The following is a 15,539-nucleotide window of genomic DNA, read 5'->3' as shown; positions in this document are numbered from 1 at the left end:
ATATGTTAAGTGTTTTATACATAATAATCCGAAAAATTAAATAATTCAAGTTTTACATATACAAAATTCATTTCTTACTTTCTAATAGACGAAAAGAACTTGCAACAATTGCTGCAAGTTCTTTTCTATAAAACTATATCTTAAACGACTTCTTTATTAACAACATAAACCAAATTAAAGTAACTGCCATCAGCGAATGAGAAAAACCAACAATATAAGTTAACCCGTTAAAATCCGCTCCATTTAGCTGAAGAAGCCCTCTTGCTGCCAATGAACCTAACATTAAAATTAATGCGATATTATGTACAACAAACCACTTATTAAAACTTTTCGCTTCATGAAACGCGAATACTTTTGCTAATCCTAAAGCAATTAAAAAGAAGAAAAAACCAAGTACAAATGTATGTGTATGCAAAAGATTTAACAAAGTAGATCCCACAATCCCTTTATACTTTCCATACTCCCTAGCAAAAATTCCTGATAATAAACCGATAATCAAATACGTAAACGATGCATTATATAATTTCTTCATTATGTACCTCCTTGAGTAGAATGTGTAGTGTGTCATATTTAGTAATAATGATAGTTATATAGTAAAAACTCCTAGTCACCTAGGAGTCATTGTATAAGCATCTCACTCTTTACAATCAATCCTAATTATAAAATATCCTTTTATACAAAACAAACGAACTTTATGTGAACAAATGAAGCATAGTTAAAATATGTTGCACTTTTGTATTTCGCAATCCATACTAATTGTTATAACTTTTAAAGGTGGTGTAAAAGATTGATAGTTTTAGAAACTGAACGTCTCAATCTTCGTTGGTTCGATATACAAGATGCTCCGTTTATTCTCGAATTAGTAAACGATCCTGCATGGATTCAGTTTATTGGTGATAAGGGAGTTACAAACTTAGAAGACGCAAAAAAATACATCTTAAACGGACCCGTCGATATGTATAATAAAATGGGCTTTGGTCTTTACTTAGTAGAACGAAAAGAAGATCTCACTCCACTTGGTATGTGCGGCCTTATTAAAAGAGATTCATTAGAAGATGTTGATATCGGCTTTGCCTTTTTAGAGAAATTCCGTTCAAAAGGATATGGCTATGAGTCAGCTTCTGCGGTAATCAAATATGGTGTACAAAAGCTAGGAATGAAACGAATTGTAGCAATTACTTCTACGGACAATGTTAATTCAGGAAAGCTTTTAGAAAAAGTAGGATTGGAGTTCGAAGAGATCATTTCGGGCTCAGGAGAAGATTTAAAATTATTTGGATATAACGCATAATAAAAAGGTCGCTATTCATGGCGACCTTTTACTATTTTACTGATTTTGAAATAATATTTTAAGTTATAGTTTCTATCAATTCTTCTGATTAACAATATACCTTCTATATCACATTTTTAGGATTTTATAGAAATAACACTTTCACTTTTAAATAAATTATATTAATATACCAAATAAAGGAAGTGAGAATAAATGGAACAACCACTATTTTTGTTAGTTCTTCAATTCATTGCATTTATTTTAATCATTTGTATCTTATATGGAATCTTGTACAATACCGTATTGAAATTAAATATGCCTAAATGGACTGCACATATGGTAGCTACGGTATTTTCCCTTGGTAGTGCCTATCAAGCTTTTGTAAATTTTTTGGTATGATATGCAACAAAAAGGTCGCCACTCACGGCGACCCTTTTACTATTTCACTTCTACCGTATAATTCCCTGTTCCCCCGCCATACTGATACACATGTAAATAATATTTCCCTGGATACGTATAGTAACTCCCTACTAGTTTATTTCCTTGTTGCTGGGCATACGTAACATAATTATTTAAATCTGCTTCCGAATAAAGAACCCAGTTTACTCCGATATTATTTTCCTTCGTTACATTAATTTGTAGGTTTTTCGCCGTTTCTACATTTATTTCAAAGAAATCACTCGTATCACCATTTCCTAAACTAGCACGTAAAACTTGATTTAATTGCAGTTTATTTGCTGTTTGGAATGAATTATTTGGTTCTTTTTCTACACTGTTATCTTCTTTCTTTTGAACCGTTACATTCGTTGTAACAGCATTCGTTAACCCTTTGTCATCTGTTACTGTTAATTTCGCTGTATATGTTCCTTCTTTTGTATACACGTGAGTCGGATTTTGTTCATCACTTACAGTACCATCACCAAACTCCCATTTATAAGCAACAATTTTCCCATCTTCATCTTTTGATCCATCGCTTTTAAACGAAATTGCTTCGTTTACATTTCCGCTATACGGACCATTTATAACCGCAACTGGCGCTTTATTCACAGCACCTTCTTCTGTATTGATACCATGGAATACAACGTCATATTCAAATTGTCCTGCTGCATTCACACGGTAATTTACGAAGTACGCCGTTACTGTTTTATAGCCTGTCCATTCTTTTGCACTTAAATGTTTTAACGTATCATTCACGTTTTGTGTAATTGTTTTCCAGTCCTCATATTCCCCTTTTGCAGTAGTGCCTGTATACGTTCCTTGCAGTGTAAATGTATTAAAGAACTGTGACTTATTTTTCTTAACTGATACATTACTTAATTTCGCTTCTGCTGTAATTTCTGCCGCAATATCCGAAACTGGTTTTGGAGCATGAGTTGCTACATAATCGTCTGATACTAACGGAACATTATACTTCTCACGGTTATCGACTAACATTTGCATATAGTCTTGATACTCTTTATTTAAATTCGCATCTTTACTTAAAGCAGATCGGTATGCGTCATATGCTGGCACATCATTTTTTCTAATAAGATCATGAATTTTATCAAACATATCATATCTCTTATTGTACATGTACGATTGTAAAGCGAAGGAATAATTATAGAAATCCCACGTTCCATACTTTGCATTTAACGTTCGCTCTGCCGTATAACGTTCAGCTGGATTTGAAGATATTCCTCCTATAATACTCTTTCTCGGTACAACATTATCTGTTCTCGTTGCACCTGCAAAAAACTCAGCATTCCCTTCCTCAAACCAAGATAATCTCTCATTCTCATAAATCTTACCTTGTCCCCAAAGTCCTGGCACTTCATATCTTCCTTGTAGATAATGCGTGAACTCGTGTCGGAACAATTCTTCTAAACTATAAATACTTTCTTCAGGTGTTCGTTCATAAGTAAAGAACGTACCTGTTCCTTCTATATAAAGACCACCGTTATTCGTTTCATATCCATACAATTGACGATTAAATTGATATTCAGTTGGACTATTATAAATAACCATCGTTAATACATCATCAGGATTTCCTTTTTCTAAAGGCTGGTCACTTTCAACGGTACGATGAAACTGTGCCTTTACTTCTTTTGCTGCCCAATATAGACGTTTTACTTTTTCCTCAGTCACTTTATCTCCTGCTTTTAACACAATTGCTCCATCATCGAACGTATACGTTTTCGGTAAATATTTTTTCTTACCATCTTCTCGTATTTGATCTAGATCAACCACTTTACCATTTGCATCTTTCCCACCATAATTCGTCGCAATTTGCTCAGCCGCTACGAAATATTGCTCACCTAAATACGGATAGATTTTCATTGCATCTGTTACAACTTGCAATCCTTTCGTTCCTGTACTATGGAACGTACCAAGTCTACCCGTATAATAAATACCATTATTAATTAACCAACCATTCTTCGCTGTCACCGTTCCAATTAAGGCAAAACGACTTAATTCATTGATATAGCTATCAATTTTTTGGTACCATATTGTATCTTTCGGTGCTTTTCTCGTATCGTATAAATACGATTGAATATCGTAATCAACACCTTGCATAATATCGTAAATCGCATTTCCAGCTGAAAGATCGTCTACCAATGTAGAAAAATCATCATTATATTGTTTAAAAATCTTCGCAGCTGATGTTATCGTTTCCACATCACTCGAAGCATTTCCTATTAATTTTCCGTATGATGATACAACTCTATTTTGCTCTAATGTACCGAGTTTGAAATTCGGATTGCTTGCGATTGTTTTCAATGCAGGTAAGCATTTATCATGATAGTTCCGCTCATTTAGTTTACTTAATTCTGTATGATAAAAACCTAAGTAAAACCCTGAGCGTAACACCTCTACTAAAGTCTCAATCCCTTTTGAATCATCTTTCGTATAAGCTTGTCCTTGCTGCTTCAATTTATCAATAATCGCCTGCATCCTACTATCATTTTGATAGAATGCTAGACTATCCTTATTAAACTGAAATAGCCCAGTAATTTGCTCCCAATCGATTGTTACAAGTAAATCGACTAACTGCTGATTGCTTAATTGATTTAATTCAGCAATTGTATAAGTTTTTGCTGCCACTAATTGCTTACTTTCCTTTTTTACCTCTGGTGGTCTTTGCGATAAATCAGCAAGCTGTAGCCTTTTCTCAAAAGACTTGCTTTCAAGCACTTTTGATGAATGGGCCAATTCTTGCACTGGCAGTTGTACACCAACCGGCTCCATTTTAAGCACATTTCGATAAGAAACCTGCTCCCCCTTTGTATCTTCCGCCGATATGTTCCCCTGAAAACTCCCTAACATTAAACTAGCAAAACTTACCCCTACTAACACTTTTCTTGAATAGCCTTTCATACTCTCCCCTACCTTACATTTTTAGTGTCCCGCACCATTATTTTACTGTTTTTACTTTTTATTCTGTATTGAGAAAGAATAAGGGAACGTTCACACATGTATCCATTCAATGCAAAATTAACGCTTGACTTTCCGTATATTTTGTATCAAAAAAGGATAGATAATAGCGAAATTTCTGCTACATCCATCCTCTTTTTCAGCATTATGATTTTAACTTTATAAACGTAACTTCCGGTAATGTTTGCATATGCTGAATAAACTTATTTTTTTCTTCTGACGATATATTTTTCAGCTGCATCCCTACCTTAAAAACTATTTCTGTTTCTTGCTGTAAAACTTCCACTTCATATGAAAGTATTGGAAAGCCTCTTACTTGTAGTATTGCTAATATTTGTTGTACCGCTTCATGCTTATTTATACACATTTGCACCGTTATATTTTGTGGAAATAAAAATTGCACCTTAAAAATACGACTCACAATCTCTAAACCAATTAAAACAAGAATTGTAGCCCCAATCCCTACTACATACATACCTGCTCCAATTGCTAATCCAATTCCTGCTGTAGCCCATAAACCAGCCGCTGTCGTTAATCCTTTCACTGCCTGCTTTTGAATAATAATTGTACCTGCCCCTAAAAACCCTACTCCACTAACAACTTGCGCTGCAATACGGCTCGGATCAAGAGCCATATGTTCTTCATTCATAATATCTGAAAAAGCATATTTCGACACAACCATTATTAAAGCACTCCCTACCGCTACGAGGAAATGAGTCTTTAATCCGGCTTCTTTTGATCGAATTTCCCTTTCAATACCAATCATTGCCCCTAACAAACCCGCAACACCGATTCGTATAATAAAATCAAAATTTACACTCACGAGCCCTTCCCCCTTTCATTCATTATAGATAGATAAAACAAAAATTATCACACATCCATTTATCGATATGAAAGAATTTCACCAAAATACACTTAATACTCCGATCGTTTTATGTTAATATTTTAAATATTAACATAAAACAAACAAGTTATAATTTTAAACCTCCACTAATTTTCTTAAAAAAAACTAAGATAGATTACATGAAATGAGGTTGAGAAAGTTGAGAAAACGCTTTCATTTTTAAGTTGTAATTTTTTATAAATACTACATACATAAAGGAGTTTATTAACAATGAACGTCTCTTTACTTACACCTACTATCGATTTACAAGAACAATACTTAGATTTTTATAACGAATGGAAAGATAGCGGTGAAACGATGATTCCTTGGGTTATTTCAAAAGACCCATCTAACTTCCCCGCTATGATACAAGAATTACTCGATGCACATAACGGAATAAATATTCCTGAAACGTGGGTACCAGACTCTACGTATTGGCTCGTTACAGACAATAATAGAATTGTAGGGGCTGTTAATATACGTCATAGTTTAACCGAACATTTATTTAACGCTGGCGGTCATATCGGTTATGGTATTCGCCCTTCTGAAAGAAGAAAAGGTTATGCTACGGAGTTACTAGCGTTATCATTAGAAAAAACGAAGGAATTAAACATTACGAAAGCACTTGTCGTTTGCGACGAAGTGAATACAGCTTCAGAGAAAACAATTTTGCATAATGGTGGCCTTCGTGATAAAGATTTCACTGAAGAAAATGGTAATGTTGTAAGAAGGTTCTGGATTGAGCTATGAATAATCAATAAGAGGCCAGAAAGTGATTACACACTTTCTGGCTTCTTTTATACTACTTCTATTTCAAACTGAACTGTAATACCACTTGGATCTACTACTGTAAATCCATTTAAAATTTCATTTATTTCATGTTGTTTTTCTACTAATCTTTCTTTCACTTCATCTAACGCTTCTTTATGCGGTAATACAATTGTATATACCTTAAGTCCAGTTGCATGAGTCGGTGGGTGCGGATTATTTACACCATTCCACGTATTTGCACCGATATGGTGATGATAGCCTCCCGCTGAAATAAATAAGCAATCTTCCTCACGCTGTTGTACTTCAAATCCTACTGTTTCCACATAAAACTCATGTGATTTCTCTACATCAGCTATTCGTAAATGTACGTGTCCAACGACAGTATTAGCAGGTACTCCATCAAACCCATAATCAACGAGTGTTGCCAGTTCTTTTAAATCCAGTGGCGTACTTCCTCCCGGCCCTTCTCCCCATTGATCACGCGGACGATCCGCATAAATTTCAATACCATTTCCCTCTAAGTCCTGTAAATAAAACGCTTCGCTATACGTATGATCACTTGCACTATTAAACCTTGAAATTGGTAAAATTTCATTTGAATATGTATAACGTCCTTCTTGCTCAGCCGGACTATCAATTACATTCTTATTACGAATCACACCAAATAATGCCGAAGCAAACACCTCACGAGTCGGAACTAAAAATGCTACATGATATATACCAGTCGTACGCGGCTCTTGCAGTACCCCATTCTCTAACTTTTCAAGAACAAGTAACGTATTCTTACCGCCTTTTCCAGCTAAATGTGCTTTATTCCCCTCTTGTTTAATTACTTCTAATCCTACCACGTTCTCATAGAAAGCAATTTGCCGCTCTAAATCTTTCACCTTAAATTCAACATGACCAATACGTGTTTTCGGATGAATTTGTACCATGAATAACTTCATCTCCTTATTCCAATATTTTTCCATTACATATAACCGTTACTATGAAGAATACAACCAAAATCATCCTATGTAAATAGGAAAAGTCAGAATTTACACACATTTTTATTTTCATAATAAAAAAGCCACCTCTTCTAACTTTCAGAAAAAGTGACTTTATAACTCTTATCTCATTTTATGTACTTCAGCAACTAACTTACCACCCTGAATCCCCATATAAAGCTTCACAGGTGCGTCATTCGTATTTTCGAATACTAAGTCTAAATATGGATATGCAATTGTAGCATCTCTTCCTTGTGGAACATAACCTACTGTTTTAGAGTGTGTCGTTCTCTCTACCATTTTCAAACCAGCTTGATCCGCTGCGTTATATAAAGTTGATGAAGTTTGACAAACACCACCGCCGTATCCATCTACTAATTTACCATCTACTATTTCTTTTCCTAATTGATACCCTTTGTCTGGTGTTGTATCTCCGATTAATGCATTAAAAGAGAAACGGTCTCCTTTTGCTAATACAACTCCGTTTATGCTCGCTGCAGACAAACGAATGTTTTCAATTCGGCCACCTGTTGAGCCTCCTAAATTCGTTTCATATCTACCAACTACAGTACCACTTCCTTGCCCATCACTAAGTGTTGCGGTAGGCTTTTTCTCAGTAATTGGTAACTGGTATGAAGAGTCCCACATACCAACGTTCAATAACTTATCTACTAATTCTTTTTCCATTAATTCATAAGAAGGCTTTCCTTCTTGCCAACTTCCATCAGGAGCTATACGTGAAGGAACCATCTTTTTGTCAACGCTTTTTCCAACTTCGCTAGCAACCTTCGTTACTGATTTTTTAAATTTTGCTTCATCTTCAAAATAACCTAAACTCGATAAATCTAGTTTTTTCACTTCAGTACCAGTACGACCGTCAACTAAACTAATAGAATCCTGTACTTCTGCTTTAGCTTCTACAGTGTGTCCGCCAATATCACTTACTAATGCAACATCACTTACTTTCGTACCGCAACCACTTACTACAGCTACACATAATACCCCAACCAATATACCCTTTATTTTACGGAACAATATACTCTCCCCTTTTTCCTAACATCACTCTTATGTATTATTTCATTTGTATGTATGTTTTGTTACAATCATTTTACAATATATTTATAAATTGTTACAAGCTATTTTTTACTCTATTTAAATTACTCTTTTCTTTTGTAAATGTCTATACATATTTATGTTAATTTTTGAGTTTAATAACATTGTAACTTTTATGTACACTTTACACATCCAGTATATACCATTTACTAAGTGGAATACAAATGAAACACACTATTGTTTTACCTCTTTATGCAACCACATAAGCCTGTAACTATTATACAAATTCAACATTTTTATCTATCCTCCATAAGTACATCCCTCTTCCCTTTCTGCATATATAGGTATTTGCCGTGCCGCCGCTCCGCTTTCGCACATACATTATGATGAATTTAACCTAATTTAAAGAAACGGAGGATGTTATTATGTATCCCTACAATCCATACGATCCATATAATCAATATGCGTACCAACAGCCACAATATGACTTACAAGCACAATACCAATCTTATATAGATCAAGCAGAGCAGGCGAATCCATATGAACAAAATCGACAATTTCAAATTCCAATCTCTTTTCCTGGCACTGGAAACCGTCAATTAGAACGACGAGTAAATGAACTTGAACGAAGAGTACGTCAACTAGAAAACACAGTTGAGCGTCATACACGTAGATTAAACCGCTTAAATCAGCGTTTACGTACAGTAGAAAACAGATTGAACATTCCATTTTCAGCACTAGAAGACGGATTTTAATTTCAAAAATAAAAAATATATGAAGGAAGGGACCCCTCCTTCCTTCTATAAATTGACTAAAGTTTTTTCCATCTCTATACTGATAAGAGTTAACGAAATGAAACAAGGTGATAAATATGGATTTTGAAATAAATTTTCTTTCCTTTTATGTAGTACAAGTAGAAGGAAAAGGTGAAGCAATTGATAAACGCTACAAACATTTTCAAACATTAGACGCTGAAGAGTACGAAGATAGCTCTTTAAAAGAATTTTTGAATGGTGAATTATTAAAAATATCAAAGCGAAAAGTAGAACGTCACGCAAAAACAGAACAAGCCCCAACAAAAATCGGTCGCTTTATTGTAGAAGAAGGACACGAACTCGATTCGAACCCTCATTACAACCTTTTTAATCGCATTCGCTTTGCAGAAACGAAAGAAAACTTCAAAGATATGAGCGAACCTCTCGTTTATACATATCTTGACACAAGCGCTGTACGTGGTGGTGTATTTTTAATTGCGCAAGCAAAATTACGCAAATACTTTGATGATCCATTCGTTTTTGTTATGAAATGTGATTTCGAACCGAAAGTCGCTTCCATTTCAGATGAATCAACACTGATTCGTAACGTTGAAATGGCCATCACAACAAAGAATATGAAATCCATCCAATATCCGTACATGCCTGAAGAAGGTATGGTGGAACCTGGTGAACTAAAAATACACCAAGCATCACATGCCCGATACTTTGAAGACTTCTTAAAATTCGTCGAGTATGAACGCTCTATGCCTGAAATTATGAAAACACAAGTAATGGACATGGTATACGACCAAATTGAAGATGTATTTGAAGAAGGTACGGAAGAACGCGAACAATTCGACCAAGCGATGGAAGTATGGGCTGCTAGTCCGAAACGCGAAATTATGGAACAATTTTCAACCGAAGAAGTAATGGAAGCTACCGCTCAAATCGTCGAGCACGCTCCTGAAGTGGAATTAAAGCTAAAAGCGGATCATATCTCTGTGAAGGCCCTGCTTGCTGATTTCGGGGATCAAATACATATTGCTAAGGTAAACGACCGATATGTACTTATGATTGAAGCTGATACGCTTACGTTCGAGAAAGGATTTTCTCCTATCGAATTTCTAAAACCGGATGAATTACAAGATGTAATTGAGCGGATTGAGAATAAGCAGCAGTATTCTTATGATCCGAGCGGGATTGAATAAATCCTTCCATATGGCTGTTTTTACTGGGCGCTTTTAATAAGCGCTCTTTTATTTTAGCCACATTTACATGTCTATTTTGTAGTCACTAAAAGAATATAGATATTAAAACCACTGATTTTATACAGGTTCACATTACTAATCAACCAAAATCATAACCATTTTTTCATTATATACTTATCATTAAGAATGAACTCTCTACTATTTTCCAATATAGATTGAATACTTTTTATCATCAACTGAAACAAATTTATTCAATAAATCATGTAAGATCACTCCGTCTTGTATATTTGTGTTTGAACTAATATAAAATGGAGTTCCTTCATCCGCACGAATACTTACATTAGGAGCTACATATACATTATCTTTAATTCTCACATCGTCAATCATACTAGAAAATGGACTTATAAAAACTGTTTCATCAATTTTCGGATAATGTTTAATCGGATTAAATGATGGAATAGGATCGGGGTTGATGAAGGGAGCAAATGACTGATTGCGTTTTTAAAACTAGATGCATTACAAGACGTAATAGAGCAGATTGAGACGAAGCAGGGATACTAATATATTTGTTTGATTTAAAGAAACAAGATATCATTTTATAGATTTAATTTTACAATTCACTACTTTCCTCTCCTATAACCCCATATACATAAAATAATATATCTATTTGGAGGTGCGGGAGTTTGTTTTTAAATCAAAATCCACAGCTTGCTTCGTATGAAATAGGAGATTGGTCATATGGCGACCTTAACGTTCGTACTTGGGGAGAAGGAGCTTCACTCAAGCTAGGTAAGTTTTGTTCCATAGCCGACCATGTAACCGTTTTTTTAGGTGGTGAACACAGAACTGATTGGATTAGTACCTATCCATTTAATGCAAAGCTTCCCGAGGGAGCAGGATTTAGCGGACATCCCAAAACTAAGGGAGATGTAATCATTGGTCACGACGTTTGGATTGGCAGTGGTGCTATGATTATGTCTGGAGTCACAGTTGGAAACGGAGCTGTTATTGGTGCAAGAAGCATTGTAACGCGAGATGTCCCGCCATATGGAATAGTGGCAGGTAATCCCGCAAGATTGGTTCGACATCGCTTCTCATCAGAAATAATCGAAGAACTTCAACAAATTTCCTGGTGGGACTGGGATATATCTACTATTAAGACCTCTTTACATTTACTTCTTTCGGATAATGTAAGTGAGTTTATTCGAGAATATAAAAAATGATATTCTCGAATATCAACATCCCCCTTTATTGATTTTATACTATTTCTATGGACTTGATCTTTGTAAAGACTTCACTTTCTAATTTAGTGGCTCAAATACGTATTATAAAGATATGTACTGATGATCATAGCAGTCACACTTTATCTTTGAAAAGAATTTTCTACGTGTGAATTTCTGAAGCAAGATGAATTTCAAGACATGTTGGAGTGGATTGAGAAGAAGCAGTTTTGATGTGATCCAAACATAATTTTTAAAAAACAAATACTAAAAACTCCTATCTATATATGAAATAGGAGTTTTTCCATTGCTCACTTATAAATTCTTATTATAAAAAGGACTAATCTTAGCTATAATGCATTTGCGTTATCTTTCTCTCTTCCTGCACCTTTCTCCGCCTCAGCCAAATACCTAATCTGTCTTTCCGCTTTTCTAACCGCCGTACGAAAATGCTTTTTCAGAAGTTCTATTGTAGATTCACTTATATAGTATCTTTCCGTTATACTTTCCCACGTGTCACTACTTTCAAATGTACTCCATACGAAAGGGCGTTCTGTATTTTTTCGCAGTTCTTTAAATACCCATTTTCGCATCTTTTTTTTCGCCTTTTCTGTTAGTTTTCCGTTCTTTACAAGTTCAAGTTCACCATGTCTTTTGTATCGTTTATAAATATCTCTCTCGTTATATACTTTAAGAAGTATATTTGCTGTATTCTCAGCATCTGCTAAAGCTCGGTGTTGTTTTCCTTCCCACGTTAGACCGAGCTGTTCTACTGCAAATTGTAAACTTGGCGTATGTTCAAACAATTCTTCATACGCTTGGAAAACAAATTTTTGCAAATCCATTCTACTTTCTTTTTCCATACATGGGCATTCTACACCGTTTAATGTACAATCATGAGATAGAAAACGATAGTCTTCTTTTCCCCATGAAACAAATATTGAATCTTCGCCGATGAACTGAATAAATTTTTCAATAATTTGAGGGAATTTTTCCACACCGACTAAATCTTTCTTTGTAATTCCAGTTAATTTTGTCGTATGACGAGTTAATCTTGCACTAGGTTTCACTAACTCCGAAAATTCTTCAATTATCTTCATTGTACCTATTTCTATTTTTACAGCTCCGATATCAACTATCTCTGACGGATCTTCTGATTTATACGGTCTGAAATTTCTCTCAATGTCGAACACAATGAAATGTGTAGCGTTTTTCAATTTATTTACCTCTTTCTAAATTCCTTTTCACACCAATACTCTATTTTCAGTATTTATTTATTCATGTACTTTATGCAAAAATAATCTGAAAAAAGAACGAAAATTCAGTCTTATTATTATATGTAAGTAGGAGGACATCAATAAAAATGCAAAAAAAAGAAGGGCGAGCCCTTCTTTTTTCAAAAATTACTTCTTGTTAACGTTAGTAGCTTGAGGTCCACGGTTACCTTGTTCTACTTCGAAAGTAACTTCTTGACCTTCTTCTAAAGTTTTGAAGCCTTCGCCTTGGATAGCTGAGAAATGAACGAATACGTCTTCTCCGCCTTCAACTTCGATGAAACCGAAACCTTTTTCTGAGTTAAACCATTTTACTTTACCGTTTTGCATGAAAAAAATCCTCCTACAATGTACCTATATGTACATATTCATTTTCAACCACCTTACAATAATAAGCCAGATATTAAAAAACTGCAACCCCTGAGGAGATTTAACATTGCTATCCTCCTCGGAAGTTACAGCTCATTTAAATCTCTATATTATTAAAAGTAAAATGGTTTAAATATAATATATCATATCAATATAATAAAAGCAAACCTTTTTTGCTATATAACTTTTTTCTCCCACTGCATCGCTTTTGATTCACCTGATCCAGCTACAACATAGCCTTCTTTTTGATTGACGATGCGCCAACCATGCCCTTTAACCGAGTCACATACTGTAACAATTCCTGCATCAAGGTGCACACGACAAATCGTACTAATTCCCGCCTTATTTTGTGTTGAAGTCGTATATAGTACATTTTGATCTACACTTAAGTCTAAATAGCTACTCGCTTTCTGCTCGCTTTGACATGTGTGCCAATATGTTTTTTCACTCTCAATACTTTCATCTATTTTGCAAAAAGAAATATTTCCACTTATTCCTTTACATGATCCACTTGCCGCTACTAAATAAGAATTATATATAGTCAACGCAGAAATCATTTGATTCTTCGCTATTTTAATCCTTTTTAATTTACGTGTCTCTAAATCAAAAAGCCAAACTCCACCATATTTAGCATGTATCTTCGTACCGATAAATAAGTAGTGTTTATATAAAAATAACGAACGAATAGACGGTGCATCACTGCCGTAATCAAGAAATGGATGAATGGTCTCCCATGTAGAGCCGAAATTATTAGAATGGTACAGCGTTTTATCTCCATGAGCAATCACTATTCCACTCTTATTGCTACACACATTCCAGCTCGTTGCTTTCGTCGGGAAACGCCGAACCTCCCATACGTTTCCACCATTCATACTACGAATAAAAACTCCTTCGTCTCCTACTCCGTAAACTACGTTACCTTCACTATGTAAATCTCGAATTCGTTTTTGAAACCCATTTAAAATCTGTTTCCATTCTCCATCTTGTTCAATGAATAAGCCATTATATGTAGTAGCTAACAATAGTTTTCCATCTCTTAACTTTGTAATAGCAGTTGCACTTAACATTGTCTCCACGTTGACACTCCCATTCTTAGAACTTCTCAGCAAATGCAATTGCAAAATTACTGCATTTTTCAACATCCTCTTCATCTTCTGGAGCTAGTTCGATTTTCAATCCTTCTTGTACAAGCTCTGCACCGCGCTCTACAAGTCTTTCTTCAAATATCGTTACCGCTTCACAAAATAGTTCATACGCCGTATCACCTGATCCGAATACCGCTACTTTCTTCCCTGATAAATCTATATTTTCTAAGTCATCATGGAAATCTTCCGCTTCAAATGGTAATTCCCCATCTCCCCACGTATAAGATCCTAAAATGATTCCATCATAGGCTAGTAATTCTTCAGCATCCATGCCTTCCATTTCTTGCAATACTACTTCATGATCAAAGGCATCTAAACTAACTTTAATTAAATCAGCAATACTCTCTGTATTTCCTGACATACTCGCATAAGCTATTAAAATTTTTGCCACCTTGGCATCCCCCTCTAACAATAAATGATTCTCATTCTCATTATATTAATAATGAGAATCAATTTCAATTATATTTTTCATTTTTATTTATTCCATACAAAAAAGCACAGATGACTATACAATCATCTGTGCTTTTTTATTACTTTTTAAAAATACCAAACGGCTTTCCAACTGGTAAAACAACTTTTCCGAAGTGTGTGTTTAACACTGCTGCTGCTGAACCATAGAAAGATAATAATGAAATAAGAAGTTCAGAATATGCTGCTAAATTATGCATTGCATGCGGCATAACACCTAAAGTACTTAATGAAAGACCGATAAATAAGAAATCAATAAGGACGAAAATCATAAATAATACTTTATGTGTTTCCATTGCACCAATTGTCATAAAGATTGTGAAAATCAAATATCCGATAAAGGCTACACCAAGCTGTTTTGAATCTGCAGCTTGTGCTAATTTTTCGCCAAATACTCCAAGTTGAATTAACCAAGTCATTCCAACACCTAGCCAAAATAGGCCATACGCACCAAATGCTGTTGTACCGAATGTATTGTTATGCTTTGCATCATGAATGCAAGCAAAGATTTGTGCAAATCCTCCTAAAAAGATTGCCCATGGTAATACTAGTGAAACGCCATCTGTTAAACCTAACTTTTGAGATGATGCTACAAGTGTTACCATCGCTAATCCAAATAGACCAATTCCAGATGGATCTGCTGTTGTCATTTTCACATGATGTGTAGTAGTTTGATTGCTCATATAAACCTCCTGATTATAAACATACTCGAATACAATACTTAAA

Annotated in this window: 17 protein-coding genes; 6 read left to right on the top strand and 11 right to left on the bottom strand. The window is 34.8% G+C overall.

What is annotated here, in order from left to right:
- Positions 1-133: 133 nt before the first annotated feature.
- The gene (locus DN410_RS25830; RefSeq protein ID WP_149178577.1) at positions 134-532 is read right to left on the bottom strand and encodes a DUF2871 domain-containing protein; all 399 of its coding nucleotides are present in this window, start codon (positions 530-532) and stop codon (positions 134-136) included.
- A 255-nt stretch (positions 533-787) separates the two neighbouring features.
- Between DN410_RS25830 and DN410_RS25825 the strand changes: the two genes are divergently transcribed.
- Both DN410_RS25825 and DN410_RS25820 read left to right on the top strand, forming a co-directional pair.
- Positions 788-1,291 (top strand): GNAT family N-acetyltransferase, encoded by a 504-nt coding sequence (locus tag DN410_RS25825; RefSeq protein ID WP_149178576.1) that lies wholly within the window; start codon positions 788-790, stop codon positions 1,289-1,291.
- Between the two features lie 192 nt (positions 1,292-1,483).
- Entirely contained in the window at positions 1,484-1,669 is a 186-nt protein-coding gene (locus DN410_RS25820) for a hypothetical protein (RefSeq protein ID WP_149178575.1), read from the top strand.
- A gap of 39 nt (positions 1,670-1,708) precedes the next feature.
- On the opposite strand, the gene colA is transcribed toward DN410_RS25820, so the two are convergent.
- Together colA and DN410_RS25810 are read right to left on the bottom strand one after the other, a co-directional pair.
- The gene (gene colA, locus DN410_RS25815) at positions 1,709-4,624 is read right to left on the bottom strand and encodes a collagenase ColA (RefSeq protein ID WP_149178574.1); all 2,916 of its coding nucleotides are present in this window, start codon (positions 4,622-4,624) and stop codon (positions 1,709-1,711) included.
- Positions 4,625-4,826: 202 nt separating this feature from the next.
- Positions 4,827-5,504, bottom strand: a complete 678-nt coding sequence (locus tag DN410_RS25810) for an MgtC/SapB family protein (protein WP_149178573.1) — start codon at positions 5,502-5,504, stop codon at positions 4,827-4,829.
- A 291-nt stretch (positions 5,505-5,795) separates the two neighbouring features.
- On the opposite strand from DN410_RS25810, the gene DN410_RS25805 reads away from it, so the two are divergent.
- The gene (locus tag DN410_RS25805) at positions 5,796-6,314 is read left to right on the top strand and encodes a GNAT family N-acetyltransferase (protein WP_149178572.1); all 519 of its coding nucleotides are present in this window, start codon (positions 5,796-5,798) and stop codon (positions 6,312-6,314) included.
- Between the two features lie 47 nt (positions 6,315-6,361).
- On the opposite strand, the gene DN410_RS25800 is transcribed toward DN410_RS25805, so the two are convergent.
- Both DN410_RS25800 and DN410_RS25795 read right to left on the bottom strand, forming a co-directional pair.
- Positions 6,362-7,270 (bottom strand): VOC family protein, encoded by a 909-nt coding sequence (locus DN410_RS25800; RefSeq protein WP_149178571.1) that lies wholly within the window; start codon positions 7,268-7,270, stop codon positions 6,362-6,364.
- A 174-nt stretch (positions 7,271-7,444) separates the two neighbouring features.
- Entirely contained in the window at positions 7,445-8,356 is a 912-nt protein-coding gene (locus DN410_RS25795; protein ID WP_071711421.1) for a VanW family protein, read from the bottom strand.
- A gap of 443 nt (positions 8,357-8,799) precedes the next feature.
- Here DN410_RS25795 and DN410_RS25790 point away from each other — a divergent pair, with 443 nt between their 5' ends.
- Positions 8,800-9,129 carry a hypothetical protein gene (locus DN410_RS25790; RefSeq protein WP_149178570.1) on the top strand — a complete coding sequence of 110 codons (330 nt, stop codon included), beginning with the start codon at positions 8,800-8,802 and terminating at the stop codon, positions 9,127-9,129.
- A gap of 116 nt (positions 9,130-9,245) precedes the next feature.
- Positions 9,246-10,337, top strand: coding sequence for a DUF3900 domain-containing protein (locus DN410_RS25785; RefSeq protein ID WP_149178569.1), 1,092 nt, complete (start codon positions 9,246-9,248; stop codon positions 10,335-10,337).
- A gap of 198 nt (positions 10,338-10,535) precedes the next feature.
- On the opposite strand, the gene DN410_RS25780 is transcribed toward DN410_RS25785, so the two are convergent.
- Positions 10,536-10,724: an LbetaH domain-containing protein gene (locus DN410_RS25780; protein WP_370456830.1), complete on the bottom strand. Its 189-nt coding sequence runs from the start codon at positions 10,722-10,724 to the stop codon at positions 10,536-10,538.
- A 296-nt stretch (positions 10,725-11,020) separates the two neighbouring features.
- Here DN410_RS25780 and DN410_RS25775 point away from each other — a divergent pair, with 296 nt between their 5' ends.
- Complete coding sequence (locus DN410_RS25775; protein ID WP_149178568.1) at positions 11,021-11,560, top strand: CatB-related O-acetyltransferase; 540 nt, start codon at positions 11,021-11,023, stop codon at positions 11,558-11,560.
- 347 nt (positions 11,561-11,907) lie between these two features.
- On the opposite strand, the gene DN410_RS25770 is transcribed toward DN410_RS25775, so the two are convergent.
- From DN410_RS25770 to DN410_RS25750, 5 genes are all read right to left on the bottom strand, one after another.
- The gene (locus tag DN410_RS25770) at positions 11,908-12,774 is read right to left on the bottom strand and encodes an exonuclease (protein ID WP_149178567.1); all 867 of its coding nucleotides are present in this window, start codon (positions 12,772-12,774) and stop codon (positions 11,908-11,910) included.
- 186 nt (positions 12,775-12,960) lie between these two features.
- Complete coding sequence (cspB, locus tag DN410_RS25765; protein WP_001179150.1) at positions 12,961-13,161, bottom strand: cold shock-like protein CspB; 201 nt, start codon at positions 13,159-13,161, stop codon at positions 12,961-12,963.
- A gap of 215 nt (positions 13,162-13,376) precedes the next feature.
- The gene (locus DN410_RS25760; RefSeq protein WP_149178566.1) at positions 13,377-14,276 is read right to left on the bottom strand and encodes a WD40/YVTN/BNR-like repeat-containing protein; all 900 of its coding nucleotides are present in this window, start codon (positions 14,274-14,276) and stop codon (positions 13,377-13,379) included.
- 16 nt (positions 14,277-14,292) lie between these two features.
- Entirely contained in the window at positions 14,293-14,736 is a 444-nt protein-coding gene (locus DN410_RS25755) for a flavodoxin (RefSeq protein WP_001062756.1), read from the bottom strand.
- 139 nt (positions 14,737-14,875) lie between these two features.
- A complete protein-coding gene (locus DN410_RS25750; RefSeq protein WP_000070938.1) occupies positions 14,876-15,496 on the bottom strand; it encodes an acetate uptake transporter in 621 nt (206 codons plus the stop codon).
- Positions 15,497-15,539: the final 43 nt, after the last annotated feature.

The organism is Bacillus sp. SH5-2, assembly GCF_008368905.1.
GTDB classification, from domain to species: domain Bacteria; phylum Bacillota; class Bacilli; order Bacillales; family Bacillaceae_G; genus Bacillus_A; species Bacillus_A luti.
This window is presented reverse-complemented; position numbering and strand designations above follow the sequence as displayed.

Bases quoted from the DNA above. Each gene is read 5' to 3' on its own strand.
- DN410_RS25830 (WP_149178577.1), bottom strand. From the start codon at position 532: ATGAAGAAATTATATAATGCATCGTTTACGTATTTGATTATCGGTTTA.
- DN410_RS25820 (WP_149178575.1), top strand. From the start codon at position 1,484: ATGGAACAACCACTATTTTTGTTAGTTCTTCAATTCATTGCATTTATT.
- colA (WP_149178574.1), bottom strand. From the start codon at position 4,624: ATGAAAGGCTATTCAAGAAAAGTGTTAGTAGGGGTAAGTTTTGCTAGT.
- DN410_RS25805 (WP_149178572.1), top strand. From the start codon at position 5,796: ATGAACGTCTCTTTACTTACACCTACTATCGATTTACAAGAACAATAC.
- DN410_RS25800 (WP_149178571.1), bottom strand. From the start codon at position 7,270: ATGGTACAAATTCATCCGAAAACACGTATTGGTCATGTTGAATTTAAG.
- DN410_RS25790 (WP_149178570.1), top strand. From the start codon at position 8,800: ATGTATCCCTACAATCCATACGATCCATATAATCAATATGCGTACCAA.
- DN410_RS25785 (WP_149178569.1), top strand. From the start codon at position 9,246: ATGGATTTTGAAATAAATTTTCTTTCCTTTTATGTAGTACAAGTAGAA.
- DN410_RS25780 (WP_370456830.1), bottom strand. From the start codon at position 10,724: ATGATTGACGATGTGAGAATTAAAGATAATGTATATGTAGCTCCTAAT.
- cspB (WP_001179150.1), bottom strand. From the start codon at position 13,161: ATGCAAAACGGTAAAGTAAAATGGTTTAACTCAGAAAAAGGTTTCGGT.
- DN410_RS25750 (WP_000070938.1), bottom strand. From the start codon at position 15,496: ATGAGCAATCAAACTACTACACATCATGTGAAAATGACAACAGCAGAT.